Origin of the sequence: Photobacterium sp. DA100 (assembly GCF_029223585.1) — a bacterium.
Taxonomy (GTDB): Bacteria; Pseudomonadota; Gammaproteobacteria; order Enterobacterales; family Vibrionaceae; genus Photobacterium.
Map to the genome: position 1 here is coordinate 1,094,277 of NZ_CP119424.1, position 14,390 is coordinate 1,108,666.

The 14,390-nt window shown below is 45.3% G+C and carries 12 protein-coding genes; 5 read left to right on the forward strand and 7 right to left on the reverse strand.

The annotated features are described in order from the left end of the window. Nucleotides 1–59: 59 nt before the first annotated feature. The 3 genes from PTW35_RS22720 to PTW35_RS22730 form a co-directional block, all read right to left on the reverse strand. Nucleotides 60–542, reverse strand: coding sequence for a peptide-methionine (S)-S-oxide reductase (locus tag PTW35_RS22720; protein ID WP_281027572.1), 483 nt, complete (start codon nt 540–542; stop codon nt 60–62). A 54-nt stretch (nt 543–596) separates the two neighbouring features. Beyond that, nucleotides 597–1,838, reverse strand: coding sequence for a DEAD/DEAH box helicase (locus tag PTW35_RS22725; RefSeq protein WP_281027573.1), 1,242 nt, complete (start codon nt 1,836–1,838; stop codon nt 597–599). Nucleotides 1,839–2,022: 184 nt separating this feature from the next. Then, the gene (locus tag PTW35_RS22730) at nt 2,023–2,952 is read right to left on the reverse strand and encodes a putative 2-dehydropantoate 2-reductase (RefSeq protein WP_281027574.1); all 930 of its coding nucleotides are present in this window, start codon (nt 2,950–2,952) and stop codon (nt 2,023–2,025) included. 265 nt (nt 2,953–3,217) lie between these two features. On the opposite strand from PTW35_RS22730, the gene PTW35_RS22735 reads away from it, so the two are divergent. Both PTW35_RS22735 and PTW35_RS22740 read left to right on the forward strand, forming a co-directional pair. Then, nucleotides 3,218–3,469, forward strand: coding sequence for a hypothetical protein (locus tag PTW35_RS22735; RefSeq protein ID WP_281027575.1), 252 nt, complete (start codon nt 3,218–3,220; stop codon nt 3,467–3,469). A gap of 348 nt (nt 3,470–3,817) precedes the next feature. Continuing rightward, nucleotides 3,818–4,018 (forward strand): hypothetical protein, encoded by a 201-nt coding sequence (locus PTW35_RS22740; RefSeq protein WP_281027576.1) that lies wholly within the window; start codon nt 3,818–3,820, stop codon nt 4,016–4,018. A gap of 97 nt (nt 4,019–4,115) precedes the next feature. Here PTW35_RS22740 and PTW35_RS22745 read toward each other — a convergent pair whose 3' ends face one another. After that, on the reverse strand, nt 4,116–4,985 hold the full coding sequence (locus tag PTW35_RS22745) for a DUF535 family protein (RefSeq protein WP_281027577.1): 870 nt from the start codon (nt 4,983–4,985) through the stop codon (nt 4,116–4,118). A 254-nt stretch (nt 4,986–5,239) separates the two neighbouring features. Here PTW35_RS22745 and PTW35_RS22750 point away from each other — a divergent pair, with 254 nt between their 5' ends. After that, nucleotides 5,240–6,241 carry a helix-turn-helix domain-containing protein gene (locus PTW35_RS22750; RefSeq protein WP_281027578.1) on the forward strand — a complete coding sequence of 334 codons (1,002 nt, stop codon included), beginning with the start codon at nt 5,240–5,242 and terminating at the stop codon, nt 6,239–6,241. On the opposite strand, the gene PTW35_RS22755 is transcribed toward PTW35_RS22750, so the two are convergent. Beyond that, a complete protein-coding gene (locus PTW35_RS22755) occupies nt 6,238–7,281 on the reverse strand; it encodes a DUF2955 domain-containing protein (protein WP_281027579.1) in 1,044 nt (347 codons plus the stop codon). The two genes, PTW35_RS22750 and PTW35_RS22755, sit on opposite strands and share 4 nt — an antisense overlap. 19 nt (nt 7,282–7,300) lie before the next feature. Next, nucleotides 7,301–8,461: an HlyD family secretion protein gene (locus tag PTW35_RS22760; protein ID WP_281027580.1), complete on the reverse strand. Its 1,161-nt coding sequence runs from the start codon at nt 8,459–8,461 to the stop codon at nt 7,301–7,303. 293 nt (nt 8,462–8,754) lie between these two features. Here PTW35_RS22760 and PTW35_RS22765 point away from each other — a divergent pair, with 293 nt between their 5' ends. Together PTW35_RS22765 and PTW35_RS22770 are read left to right on the forward strand one after the other, a co-directional pair. Further along, entirely contained in the window at nt 8,755–9,675 is a 921-nt protein-coding gene (locus PTW35_RS22765; protein WP_281027581.1) for a sensor domain-containing diguanylate cyclase, read from the forward strand. An 86-nt stretch (nt 9,676–9,761) separates the two neighbouring features. Continuing rightward, nucleotides 9,762–10,037, forward strand: coding sequence for a hypothetical protein (locus PTW35_RS22770; protein WP_281027582.1), 276 nt, complete (start codon nt 9,762–9,764; stop codon nt 10,035–10,037). Nucleotides 10,038–10,082: 45 nt separating this feature from the next. On the opposite strand, the gene PTW35_RS22775 is transcribed toward PTW35_RS22770, so the two are convergent. Beyond that, nucleotides 10,083–14,243 carry a hypothetical protein gene (locus PTW35_RS22775; protein ID WP_281027583.1) on the reverse strand — a complete coding sequence of 1,387 codons (4,161 nt, stop codon included), beginning with the start codon at nt 14,241–14,243 and terminating at the stop codon, nt 10,083–10,085. Between the last annotated feature and the right edge of the window lie 147 nt (nt 14,244–14,390).

The following is a 14,390-nucleotide window of genomic DNA, read 5'->3' on the forward strand; positions in this document are numbered from 1 at the left end:
CGAGGCCTCCTCCTACTCGATTATTGAAACTATGGTGGAAGCAGGTATAGCCTGTCTGGCTATCTGTGCGTTTTTTTGTACTTGTGCAACAAGTCTAATGGAATGTGGCAATAGTCATCAGGAAACCGCGACAGCCTGTCCTGGTGTTCTTCATCGCTTTTGACGTAATTGGTCAGAGGCATCACTTCGACCACAATGCGCGCTTTATCTTCGCGAGAGTCGATATACTCCCGTGCCTGAACGAGATGCAACGGGTTATTGCTGTAAACGCCGGTACGATACTTAATACCGACATCTTCCCCCTGCCTGTTGAGGCTGTATGGGTCAATGATCTCAAAGAAAAAGACCATCAGCTGCTTCACTGTCACGGCCTTGGCATCAAAATTCACCATTACGCATTCCGCGTAGCCATCGTATTCGCTCTGCGTAGTATCGGTTGTTCCATTCGCCCGCCCAGCCTCGGTGGCAATGACACCTGGCAGGTGCTTCATGAACTCCTGCACGCCCCACAGGCAGCCGCCGGCAAAATAAATCTGTTCCATTCCTGTCTCCTGCAATATCCTGATGACTATTTGACCACTGGTCAGGGCATGGTACTAGCCATGGTTTTTCTTAGGCTTAAACTGCTTAATGCTGCGTTTCGCCTGACTGCGGCGGTTGGCTTTTTTATCTCGTGGTGCCCTTTTTCGCTCGGTGCCAGCTTCCGGGTCTGCCGGTTTATCTGTCACCGCAAACCCTTCCAGCCCAATCGTCTCCATCGGCCGGCCGGTAAGTTTGCGAATTGCATTCAAAGCGACTGTCTCACCATGACATACCAGTGAAATGGCAAGACCGTTCATACCCGCACGGGCAGTCCTGCCAACCCGGTGCACATAGACAGGTGCATTGTCAGGGATATCGGCGTTGATGACCACAGGCAAGGCATCGACATGAATACCGCGAGAAAGCAGGTCGGTGGTGATTAGTACCCTGGTCTGCTGCGTCTTGAAACTAGCTAAAATCTGCTCACGCTCTGACTGCTCTTTATCACCGTGCAATGCGGCGACGTCTATACCCTTTTTATTCAACCTTTTAGCTAAACTGTCCACCGCATTCTTCTCGCTCACAAATACCAAGACTTGCGGCCAGTCATTTTGTTGCAGCAGAGCAATCAGCGCTTGTGGCTTGCTGCCCTTGTTGACTAAGTAGAGCTGCTCATGGATTTCTTCAACCACGCTATTCTGGTGGCTGGCAGCCACTCGCTCTGGCTTATACATCAGTCCCAACGCCGCCTGCTCCAGTGTTTCGGGCAAGGTGGCGGAAAACAATAATGTCTGTCTCGCAGCCGGGGCAAAAGAGATTATTTTTTGTACGTCCGGCCAAAAGCCCATTTCCAGCAGCCGATCGGCTTCATCGAATGCCAATATCTGCAAAGATTTTAGCGACACATAGCCTTTATTAAGAAAATCAAGTAATCGTCCGGGTGTAGCAACGACAATCTGTGCACCCTGCTCCAACTCTGCCTGCTGAATCTCCGGGGCAACTCCGCCACATAGCATGCCCACTCGAATACCAAGCTGACGGGCAACGTCAAGCAAAGACGCCGTCACCTGTGAAGCCAGTTCGCGAGTCGGAACCAGAACCAGGCTTTGAAGTTCGTTTTGCCCAGCATCAACCTTGTGCAGCATCGGTAAACCAAAAGCGTAGGTTTTACCGCTTCCCGTTTGCGCCAGTGCCAACACATCTTTGCCTTTGATTACGGCAGGGATAGCTAAACGCTGTATATCGGTCGGAGTCGTCAATTGGCTTGGCAGAGCGCTCAACAACTTGTTGTTTAATTGCAATGATGCAAAAGTCATGGGCATTAACTGTAACGGTAGAAAAATTGGAAGCGCAGTCTACCAGCCTGTACCAATATTCCCAAGTAACTTCAAGGTACTGTTGCAACGAGAACGATTCGGATGTTCGGCAAGGAGTTCATTTCTGCTTCAACTCACCTCGAAAAAGCCTGTCACGGACCGACTGCCGTTTTGGACTACAACACTATTTGGCGATTTGTCGATTGAGAAAACACAGCTGCTGGTATAACGCTTCAGTCTTACGCATTTCCACCCCATGCTCACGAGCCATATCCAAGACATTGCTGTACATATACTGTAATTCCATTTCACGGCCGTTACGCCGATCAAGCAGCATACTGGTCATATATGGCTTCATCTTGGCTGTATTATTGAGCATGGTTTCAATCAGATTTGGATCAATCGACGATCCTGTCGCTTTTGCGACAAGGCCCACTTCCAACATTATCGCTTTGGCCAGGGCGACCGTTTCACGGCAAGCCATGATCTGAGCCGTATCGGCATCCAGCACAGCTGACAAGCCATTAAAGGGCACATTCCACAGTAATTTTTTCCATCGAGCATCGAGGATACTGTGTTCTATGTCTACCTCTACACCACAGTGCTTAAAATCATCAGCAACGCTGGTCAAGGCTGATATTCCAGACTCCCCATATACCCCCAAAGTCAACCGACCATAATCAATATGGTGGATGTGCCCAGGTCCAACTTTGTTGGAACAAATAAAACACAACCCTCCGGCAGTATATTCCAGTTCAAGTTGGTTATTAAGTGCCTGCTCTGCGCCAATACCATTTTGCAGCAAGAGAACAAGCGTATCTGATTTGAGCAAAGGACGGATTAAAGCCTCAAGTAAATCATTCTGGGTCGTCTTCAGAGCGACTAAGACAACATCAGCTTTGGGCATCTCGTTGGTCACGTTGTAAGCATTTATCCTATCAGCAGCAATGGAAAAATCGCCGAAATGGGAATCGACCTTCAAACCTTGTTGGCGAACTTGCTGATAATCACTGTTTAGCAAAAAATGAACATCAAAGCCCCCGTGGTGTAATCTCGCGCCATAGTAACCACCGATGGCTCCGGTTCCGATAACTGCATAAGTTTTGCTTTCCATTACTGTAAGGCTCCTGCTCATTCCATGATATGTGCTATTTGTTTAATGTACCGAATTTGAGCTATGCGGCAAGTACATATATAACATACTGAATCAGCCAAAATTTAAATTCTCCGCTATCATGTGTAAAATGGATTACCGTCCTCTAGCAGTCGAACTCCATAGAGGGCTTCCTCAAACAAGTTGTTCCGAAGACAAAAAAGCCATACCAACAGCAAGAATTTGGCTAAACGAAAGGGACAACAGCACTAAAAGATAAAGTATTATGATCAACGAAAATGATGTTATCTCAAGCCTAGAAGAACTTGAGTCATTTCTTCTGTCCGTTGAAAACGGTGGATTAGGTCTAACTAACGTTGCGGGTGTTGCCTTGGCAACCAACAATGCTGATGGCCGCCATTTTATTGCAGTACTAGACGATAAACATCAACTTCTGCTGGGCCGCTGGGTAACGGAAGAAGTCTATGAGAACGGTAAAGACCTTGTACGTTACGGCTCCAAAGGACCACTTCACTAAGCGGTGAATAAACTCGGGTGATAAAATCGATTATGCCACCAAAAATGAGTATTTGGTGGCTATTACGAAATTCATTATCAGCACAGGTTCATTTTAGCCAACCGTTAAATTAACACAAAACAACAAACCTCTTACACCCCGAAAACATTCACACAAACAAAAGTTAAAGTAATTACGTGTCTTGTATTACCATTTTCAAGATTGTGAATTTTATCACAATATAAGGCGTACACTTGCCCCACCTTATGCTATCTTTTTCATAGCAGTAAGTGGCTTTATTTTCTTCCATGGCAATTCAGGTATCCGCAGACGTTGTGCTCTTAACATGTTGTAATAAGAGGTAGAATTATGGATCAAGCGGAAAGTTTACGAAGCCTTTTTGCCAATCCGTCGGCAAAAGAAAGGCTGATACAATGCAGAGATAGAGTGCGTGAAGCAATAAGAGTTGGGAATCACGCAGATATTCAATTATTAATGTTAGAACTTGAACAGGCGCAAGCTAATTTTGAGGAAGAGTGTATTGATAACAGTAAAATTGAGACTACCTAATTTAATTTTCTACTTTAAGTTGCTTTTCTTGAAAAGCAACTTAAAGGCTTTGGGCATATAATAAATACAGCACAGATATAAATTTAGAATTGTAAATCTAATTTAATGCTATTGTATCTAATTCTTTTTTCATCACATCATTAAACTGATCTAGCCATTGATATCTTTCCCGATACATTTTCCGTTTTGGTCTTTTTATCAACTCGATCGGCTTTCTTTCACTGATAAGTGGTAAACGGAAATACCACTTATTATATTCAGTACCATTTTGTTCTATCCAAAGCTGGTCATAATTAAACTTGAGTTTTTTCTTGTATCGTGAATCCGCATAAACATGTGCGGAGTTCTTAACCGCATAAATATTTTTGATTCCATAGTAGTTCATCAATACTCTCATTGCCTCGACAACAAAGGCTTTAGGACGAATACCATAAACTGTTTTTGTGAACCTTCGGCTGAAATTATCGTTATCAACACTTCCCTGCACTCCGCCAATATAAGCACTACCTTCATGTACGGTAAAGGTAATTACGTAACGTTTATTTCCCGTACTATCACAAAGTGCCAATGTCAGCTCGCCTTCCCGTCTATAACTATCAAGGAACAAAAGCTTAATCATAAAGGTCTCTTCACCGATATCGAAGCTGTGCAAAGTCAAGCCATGCTGATAAATCATCTGCCGAGCGGTTAGGTTGATATGACTATCGAGCCATTCATGGTGGTTAACCACGGCTTTGACAGCCATCATGCGACTCAAACCAGCTCTGAGATATGGTCGCATCGCCTTGAGCGCAAACTCGGGTTGATTTCGAAAAACGACCTTTCTTTCACCACACTTAAAGTTATCATTTAATAATTTCAATGGTTTACGGTGAATCACCCCACGTAATATATATTTCGCTATAGACTTAGGTTTGTTGCGGCAGGTGACTTTATAAGTACTGAAAGCATCTCGAATTAAACTCATTATACACATCAATAAAACAGCGTTCTTTAAGGTAAAGAGTAGAGCCCTCGATATGCCAACTCAACACTGACGATGTACGGTTTTGTATGCCTGTGTCCCCCCTCAACAGCAGCATATTATTCCTTCAACACAAAGCAATAAAGTCCGCTGAACAGTTCTAATGTAATAATTATAATTTTATCAGAAGAAAGCTTTATTCCAATTAGCCGAAACCGTTATAATTATACAAACAGTGGAAATATACAGGTATAGCAATGCAACAAGGTCAGTTGGTACCACTAGTAAAAACTGTTAATGCCAGTACGATTATTGCTTTAATTAAGCATTTTGAAAAAGATATTTATCCATTACTGAGTGCAGCGGGTATACCTGATGATATCATGCAACATAAACATGAATATCTGCCAGAGGCTCCTATACGAAATCTCATGGGTATGATGGCGGAGCGGGCTGAGCCAGAGTTTTACGGTGAACTTCTGCGTACTTCCATTCGGGAGTATTTTATTCCTAAATTACTTTCACATCTGGATAACCCTAAAAGTATTGGCGAAGCCATCGAGCAAATGAAAACAGCGGTGCTGCATGAATCCCCAAGTACCCAATTAAGCATAGAAAATTTTAACGATACACCATGGCTCTGCCGCTACAAACCGGTCGAGGAAACCGAAGGTTATGTCTGGTCGGAAATCTTTGCCATCCTGTTTCTTGTCGAGTTTATTCGGCACGCGACTAAACAGCCATGGTCCCCAACATATATCGCCATGCAATCAGATGCCGCGGATAAACTAGCACAAATACTGAAGTGCAAGGAAACCAAATTTTTCACCAAAAGGAAAATTGGCGCGGTTGCTCTTAGCAATGAAATACTCAATTTACCCTACCACTCAGCAGCTAGCTTTGCTGTCTCTTCTTCCTCGAGCAATTCACCTAAAACGATTACCTATATTGAATCTATTTATCTCGCACTCTCCCCATACTTATGTAAACAATCAATGACCATCACTGAAGCAGCAAAGGTTTTAGGAACAACTCCGCGAACCCTGCAGCGCAGGCTTTCGCAGGAGCATACCAGTTTCAAGCATATTAGGGAGAATATCATGCTAGCCACTGCCTGTAGGCTAATGGAAGAAAAAGACTATTCCCTGACAGATATAGCAGTTGAGCTCGGCTATGCTGATATCGCCCACTTTTCACGGGCTTTTAGAAAGCTGACTGGATTTCCGCCAAAAGACTACCGTAAGAAATTTGTCCGCTAGGTTAGCAATACCGGCGCAGGTTGCTTCGCGTCTGTACAGGATGCTGATTGCCACTTTTCAATAAAAGTGGCCACCACGATCATGTAACCGCTGGTTAAAATAAGCTGCCAGATTCGAGTATAGAAGTTCATATCAATCAATTTGCTATCACTGGCAACAACGGCGCCAAATATAACCAACAAAGCCGAGAATATACTGGCATAGATTGGCGCTTTCTCGGGCTGGCAAAAAATCTTCACTGCGAAAATCAGGGTAAAACAGGCCATCATCGCAACCAGGAAGGGAAACCACGGTGCAGTCACCAGCAGCTCATAAGCCATAATGGCCAGCAATCCGCCAACAATATTAGTTATAAGCAAAAAAAGACTTAGTTTTACGCTCTTTGCAACGGTCAGCTGCAGTGACAAGATACCAATAAAGATCATTGTCAAAATAGCTCCTGTCAGCTGACAAAAGTAACAAAAAGCAATAACAGGAAAACTAATCAGCAGCGCCTTGTATGATTCCTGCAACCTCACCTGCTGCGCTTGGCGTTCCTCTTGTGCGGATTTGGTGACTACATTCGGTATTTCGCCCCCCTGCGCAGGAAATAACCAATGCATAATACCATAAACAGCAACAGCCCCCCCCCCAGCCAGCATCAACGCTTTTCCTGCCTCCAAGGCAATCACCGGCTGCATTAGGCCCAAATACGGTAATAGTAGTGCTGCAATCATCAGCATCGTTGCAAAGAAGTTCCAATTCGGGTTCTGAAAAAGAAAATATGCCCATAGCATCATCAGCCCAATAAGCACCAACATAATAAGGGGATATTGGACTAACCCATTGGTTACCATCAGGGCAATCAGAACAGTAGCCACCATCGATAAACCCAGCTCAGTCATCACCCGCTTATCTGCAATGGGCTTATCGACCAGCAGTTTGGCAACGAACACAGGCATCACATAGGCTAGCGGCCAGTTCAAACCATAGGCAATGATCAGCGATAACATCACACCAACGACGTAACGAAGTATCTTTTGACTTTGTTCCGTGTGCATTTTTCCGCCCCCAGCAATTTTAACGAATATACGAGAACCAAGAGATCACTCGTATCCATACCATGCCAAATAAATTCATGACGGAGTCTTGTTCGGTATACGTCATGATATCAGCCTGCCCACCGACTCGAAGGCTACCTTTGGGTATCGGTTGGTCGAAACGGATCATCACGGGAAAACGCTGGGTTTGGCGCAGCCAGCCTGACTGATGCGTCACGGTTGCTAGTTGGCCTGCTGGCTGAGCCTGTCCCCACTCAACACCATAATCAATACTGGTAACTTCACCTGAAAACACCTCGCCCGGCACATTGTCAAGGGCGATTTCCACTCTATTGCCGGGCTTAATGTTGCCAAGGCTGTTCTCGCGATAATAGGCTTCAACCCAACTATCGCCACCAGCAACAAACGTCATCAGTGGCTGGCCTTTATTCGCAAAAATGCCTTCATCAAGCCTAAAGTTAGTGACCACCCCTTGAGACGGAGCACGGATAATGGTTCGCTCTACATCCAACTGTGCCTTTTGCAATGCAAGCAACGCAGCTTGTATTTCTGTATTTTCATTACCTTGTGCACCAAGTTGCTCTTTTGCTTGCTCGACAGATGCTTTGGCTTGTTCAACACGTGCTTTCGCCTGGGCTAAAGCTGCATGAGTCTTATCCGCATCGGCTTGGGTTACGATGCCTTTTTCCACCATAGAAAACACTCTATTCGCCTGACGACGCACATTTTCCTGGTTTGCAATGGCATCACTTAATTGCGCCTGCGCCGACTCAACCGATGCGGTTTGCACGCCAACTTGCTTGCCCGCTTTTTCTAGGTTTTCCTCAGCTTGCTTAAGGGCAATCACATAATCCGTTTTATCTATCTCTATCAGAGGTTGGCCTGCCCGAACGATATCGTTGGGTTGTACATGCACGTTAGTAACTGGGCCACTTACAAATGGCGCGAGAGGGACAACGTTCGCCCTTACCCTCGCCATATCGGTTGTGGGAATCACCCTGTCGCAAATCAGGTAAAAAATAAATAGCCCTAGGCAAATAAACAAAGTGATAAATGTTGCTCGACGCGGATCGGTTGCCTTGGCTTTACCTCTTGAGGTTAGCGTTTCTTTTCTCTCTGTGTTTTGATCATTTGACTCTAATGCCGTACTTTTTGCTGGTAGTTGGCTTTGCTGGTTCATTACAACCTCATTGTAAACATACAATTCTACATGGCTAAAAAGCCAACATTGTAAGTAATACAACGCTGCATTCTTATCAATTTACGCCACAAAACACTCATGCGAATCACGCAGATTATTTTTGCAAAAATGATGATAAAGCTCTGATTATCTGAATTTACTTGCTTATAAAATGTAATTTAGCTTGAAATTCTGGAATCAATGTCACATATTAATCTTGTTAGTGCTTTTATCGACGCAGTAACTGGCCGTTTCGGGTCATACCATGGATGTATTCGGTAGTAATAATTTAAATGATTGAATTTCCACAGATACAACTTGATCCTGACAATACCTTTGCTTCTGATTTTGGCATTCTGATCCATGATGAGTTCAGGGTGCTTTATGTGGATGAAAATCTTTGCAACATCATTGGATTGAGCAAGATCCCAGCAAAAATATCACTGCCTAACCTGTTAAGCTTGCTGGTCGATGTCGATCCCGAACAAGCCCTTGCCCATCACCACCGTTTGATCAAAGGGGTGGAACGGCCAAGAGTCCAAACCTTCAGAGTCACCAAGCCCTCCGGCAAAATCGCCCATGTCCTCGTTGCTGAATCCATTGTTCAATGGGAAGGTGAAATAGCAATCCAGTTAGCTATCATCGACATTACGGAAAAGTACAACGACTTTTATCAGCTCGAACAGCAAGCCTCGATTGATTCATTATCAGGCCTCACCAACAGGAACCGCTTTGAGGGCATACTGAGTAACGAAATCGCCAAAGCCCAGAGATACAGCTATCCAATTTCTTGCCTTTACATTGATATCGACGACTTCAAGCTTATTAATGATACGTATGGCCACCAAACCGGCGATGACGTCATTCGATTGTTTTCACAATGCTGCAAATCCAGTATCCGTCAATCCGATTTCATCGGCCGCTGGGGCGGCGAAGAATTTATCATCTTGCTTCCCCACACATCCCATCAATTTGCCCTATTGTTAGCAGAACGCTTACGGTGGCGGGTGAGCCAACTTGAAGTATCAACCGCTGATAAAAGCGTTAATTTTACAATTAGCATTGGGGTAAACACCCTGCTTGGTGACACGACTTCACCCGCATTGGCCTTACACCAAGCGGATCAGGCCCTAACCTTCGCCAAACGACATGGAAAAAACCAGGTCGCTTCATTTGAAAAAATAATAACACCACAGGGTAAATCATCTAATTAATCCCTATGGCGTAAAATGATAAATTCCATCCGTACATTTTATCTACACTTTTACTCGTCCAATAAGTCACGAGGTTGAAAGTAAAAGTGAAAAATTTTTGGCGTAAAATTAAGTATTTCCTAACCACGCCCTATGGCAAAGCTTACTTAGTTTTTATTACCCTCACAAAGTTATATTTGGTTTACAAATGGGCTTTGGAACATGTCAGAGACTTCGGTGGTGATGTCTTCAGTTTCATCGGCGCTTCGGAGCAGTACGGCGAATCACTGGGGGCCATTTCCTTCACTGCCCTTTGCGGGTATTACACAGTAAAGGCCGTGTTCAATATCTTCAAATCACCGTCCAAAGAAGTGGCCGCTTAAAATTTCCGACAAATCAAAAATGGGAGCCCTAAGGCTCCCATTTGTCTACTGTTTATCTACCAACTCTATGATATATCCCCATACTTCACCTTTGCCTTCCTCTGGGGCTGGGTTAGCCCATTCGCCAGAGGTATCTATCCAGAATGACTTGAGCACAAACTGGATACCATCGGACTCGGTGATCGATATTATCTCAGAAGAGCCAATATAATCAGGGTGAGTAATCGTCAAGTGAACCTGACCATCGACTAGTTGCCAATCAAATGGGAACTCGCCATCTTCTGGATCGACAAACGCACCAGTTCGATTTGGATTGAAGCGGATATTTTCTCCATCACCATCCGTTGTGATACGCCAAGTTGTTTGCTGATCGCCCTCTTTACCAACCAACATATCTTCGGTGAATTTCAGCGCCCGGTTATCCGTCAAGACCTGACATTGCTGAACGCTTGCTTGGTATGCCTGTACATCAGCATAGCCTGCGGGTTGATCCAGCTCGTCATTCCATGGGGTATTACCGGTATTGCACACAGATAGAGGCTGATTTTGTTCATACTCTCGGAAAACAAAGCTCCATATATCACTATGATTTTGTGCGCCATCAGTGTATTGCTCGTACACGACAAAGCTACTTTGGTCGTCATAAAACTGCTGATGGGCCAGTAGCATGAACTCATTCTGGGTATTCACATCGGGCATTATTTTCAAGAAGCCTTCAGGAGTAACTTCCCACAGCGTTCCCTCTTGCGAGCGCCAATCACCGGCTCGTATCAAGTTGTATTGACCATTTTCATGGAACTGATACGCACGAGTGTCGCCATCGCTTCTGACGCGTACAAACGTTTCTCCGGCGAGTGTATTTTCGAAATCACCTTCAATCGGGTTATATCCGCCGCACGCTGCAATTGCCTGATAAAAGTCATCGTAGCTCGCATTATCCTGATCTACCGGACAACTGGTTATCATAGGTGGGTAAGTCGTTACCCGTGCCGCCCAGATATTAAACCTGTCTTCTCCGAAGTCATCCCACTGACTATAGACTTTAACGCCAATATGCTGTTCATCACGGCCGGTAAAAGCGAAGTAATCCACCGGACCCCACTCATAGTCAACCTTAATGACTCCATCATTATTGACACTCCAGTCAAAGCTGGCAGAGCTACCATCGGCAAAAACAGTTTCCCCTTTACCTTGGTCATAGAAGTGCCATTGCTGCAGCTCTTGGCCGTTAAACAAGTAGTACGACTGACCTACTATTTCCTGTTCAGTGACCTGCAGGTAATAACACGCCTCCAGTAACGCTGCATAATCAGTATACTGCGGCTCACCAATCGGTACTCCTCCATCCCACTCGCTATTACCTAGATTACACATCCGGCCATGTTGCATGATAGCGGCCTGGGCTTCCTCCTCGCTGAGATAAAACTCCCCGAGCCAGTTCTTCCACGCCCCCGTCAGTGGCTCGACTTCATCAGCATTGAGCATTAAGCGCCAATAGGCATCGTACCAATTCCAAGGGTTATCGGTATGCGGGACCGAAATCACTATGGTGCCGCTCTGGGTATCGTTAACCCGCCAGTTAGGCTTGATCCCATCATGGGTGAGCTGCAGCGGAACCAACTGATATTCCCCGTCCTGGAGTGGAGTGAACAAGTCGTTCTTCGTTACCACATACCACTGCCTTGCCACGCCTGATTCGTCATATTGGAATGACTCACCCAACAATATACCGTTGTAGTCACTTAATCCCGGCAGCAGGCTTGCATCTATCTCATCAAGGGTATAGCCGCTACTTCTTAATGACTCAACCTGATCAGCAAGATCCGTCACTAGCTGTGAACCCCACTCGGCAAAGCGATGGCCGACCCACAGCCCACTCTCTTGCTTGGTGAATACTTTGTAGTCCTGGCCAACATCGATCTCTTTGACTGTAAAATTACCCTCAGGAGATGCGAAGTAGCCATCGGAGATGGGTAAGTGGCTCCAGTTGACCGCTTCGGTATATTCCGACTCGGAACGGTCAGTTCTTACTGCTTGATAGGCATTAAACAGCACGCCTTGCGGATGAGCTTCATCAACAAGCTTGCTGTCCGTATTTGATAATATAAACCGTTGGCCAGTCACAGATCTTATTTTGGCCTGCTCATCATATTCAGTTGTCACTTCATACCAGTAATTACCCAAAACATCTGCTTTATCTTTGATATAGCTATATTGGGCATATTCTTCAAAATATGGCTGTTGCGGTGCGGCCCAGACCGGCCTGAAATAACTGAAGGTATATTGCTGATCGTTTTGCTTGGCAAAGCCAATTGCAGTGTTAACTATCCCGTCTGCTTGCCAGTCACGAGTATCGTGATAGTCAACGACAACGCCATCGGCAATGGATGCTGTCGCTTGTGCGCTGTAGTTCAGCTCACCTTCGCTATCTCCGAATGTCCAACCATCTATGACGTACTGCTTGATCCTAGTGGTGGTGGTTGTCACCGCGTATTCACTGCGAGAATCGATGGTAAGGTATTGTATAGCATCAACACCGCTCAGATCCTCATTGGCAATTTGCGAGGCTATATCGATCTCATCAAATTCTCTGCCAGTGCCGTTACTTCCCCCCTCAAGGGCAGCATCCGATTCATCAATATAGCGCCAGAAGCGCTCGTGACCTTGGGTGTATGTACCGATATCCAACCATTGGCTTTCATACTGGATATTGCCATCCAGGTTATAGTCATAATACCCAAAGCTGCTTCGCTCGAAAGTACCATCGTCTTTATACAGGGCATGGCTTTCCCATTCGCCGAAGATGACTTCCGTGTCGGGCACGGTATAAACAGTATTTTCAGTGCGGCGAATACTGGCATCATTCAGCGTTTCGATTGTAATGTCTTGTGCAACATCCAATGTTTTAACATCCATCAGAATATCGACGAACATTGGTGAGCGATAAGCATATTGAATTACAACATCGGCAACTGACTTGTCAGGATCATTGGGGTACTGATCACTATTATCCCCCACAGAATCCGAATCACTGTCTGCCCATTCACTGGCATCTAACGGAAATTTATCGTCGATATCATCGACTTTATCGCCATCATCATCGGTATCAGCGTTATTCCCAATTGTATCGCCATCCGTATCTAGCCACTCTGTTTTGTCGAAAGGAAAGGCATCATCCTCATCATTGACGTCATCATTGTCATCGTCGGGATCGCTGTTATCACCAATATCATCCCGGTCAAAGTCCGCCCATTCGGTTTTATCGTCAGGAAACCGATCGGCTAAGTTATCGCCATAACCATCACCGTCGCTATCTTCCCACTCATCCTTATCGTTGGGAAACTTATCAGCCAGGTTATCACCGTGGTTATCACCGTCCGCATCACGCCACTCTAGCGGGTTTGCTGGAAAGTCATCTTCGGAATCTGCCACACCGTCCTTGTCGGTATCTGCCTCTACCGCTTTATCTTCGCTAACGACCCGATCAAAATCATAATCTTCAGCAATGTTCTCACCTCGATCATCAATCAACACCTGACCAACTTGACTCCCTTCCTCCATCGCTTGCTCAACCATACCGCCAAGCGTATTCTCATCGAGTTCAGTTTCACTCTCAGGCAACACACCTGCCGTTACGATGGACTTTGCCGACTGCTGAACCAATTTTACCGCCACAGTTGCCCCCGTGGTCGCGGCATCTTGATAGTCACTATCTATCAGATCCGGCTCTATCCCGAACATCTGGGCGATATCTGATTTGGCCGCTTCTTCACTGATCCCCTCTTGACGCATTTTGAAATCAACCATAGTGGTTAATGGCGACACCACTGCACTCCCACTGGGAGCTGACATAACAAAGTTTTTGGCAACCGTGGTATCCGGGTTATCTAAATCTATGGTCTCCTTCTGTATGGCCTTTACCACCACCGGATAAGACTCTGGATCGTCAATACCGCTAACATCCAAGGTTGCCAGGCCATTTTCACTGCGCGTACTCGGTTCAACGCTTTCATCAAATTGGTAATCTCTATCTAAATCCAACCAGACAAAAGCATTATGAAGATAACCATCAATCGCCTTGATGCTCATCGATGTTGTAGGCTCGGGGATTGGCTCTTGAGCAATGGGATTAGAATCATCACTGCAAGCCGCTACCATCAATAAGGTGCCTATCCCTACTGCGACAGCTATTGGATGCCGTTTCATACACTCTTCCTTGTCTATCCTCTACACAATACAACCCGCACAATTTGTCATTCTTTAAGTTCGATATGTGGGTTGTTACTGAGGTTATATGAAGGATGTTTTTTGTTCGCATCACCCACTCGGGGGATAAAAACAATAAGAAGCGAT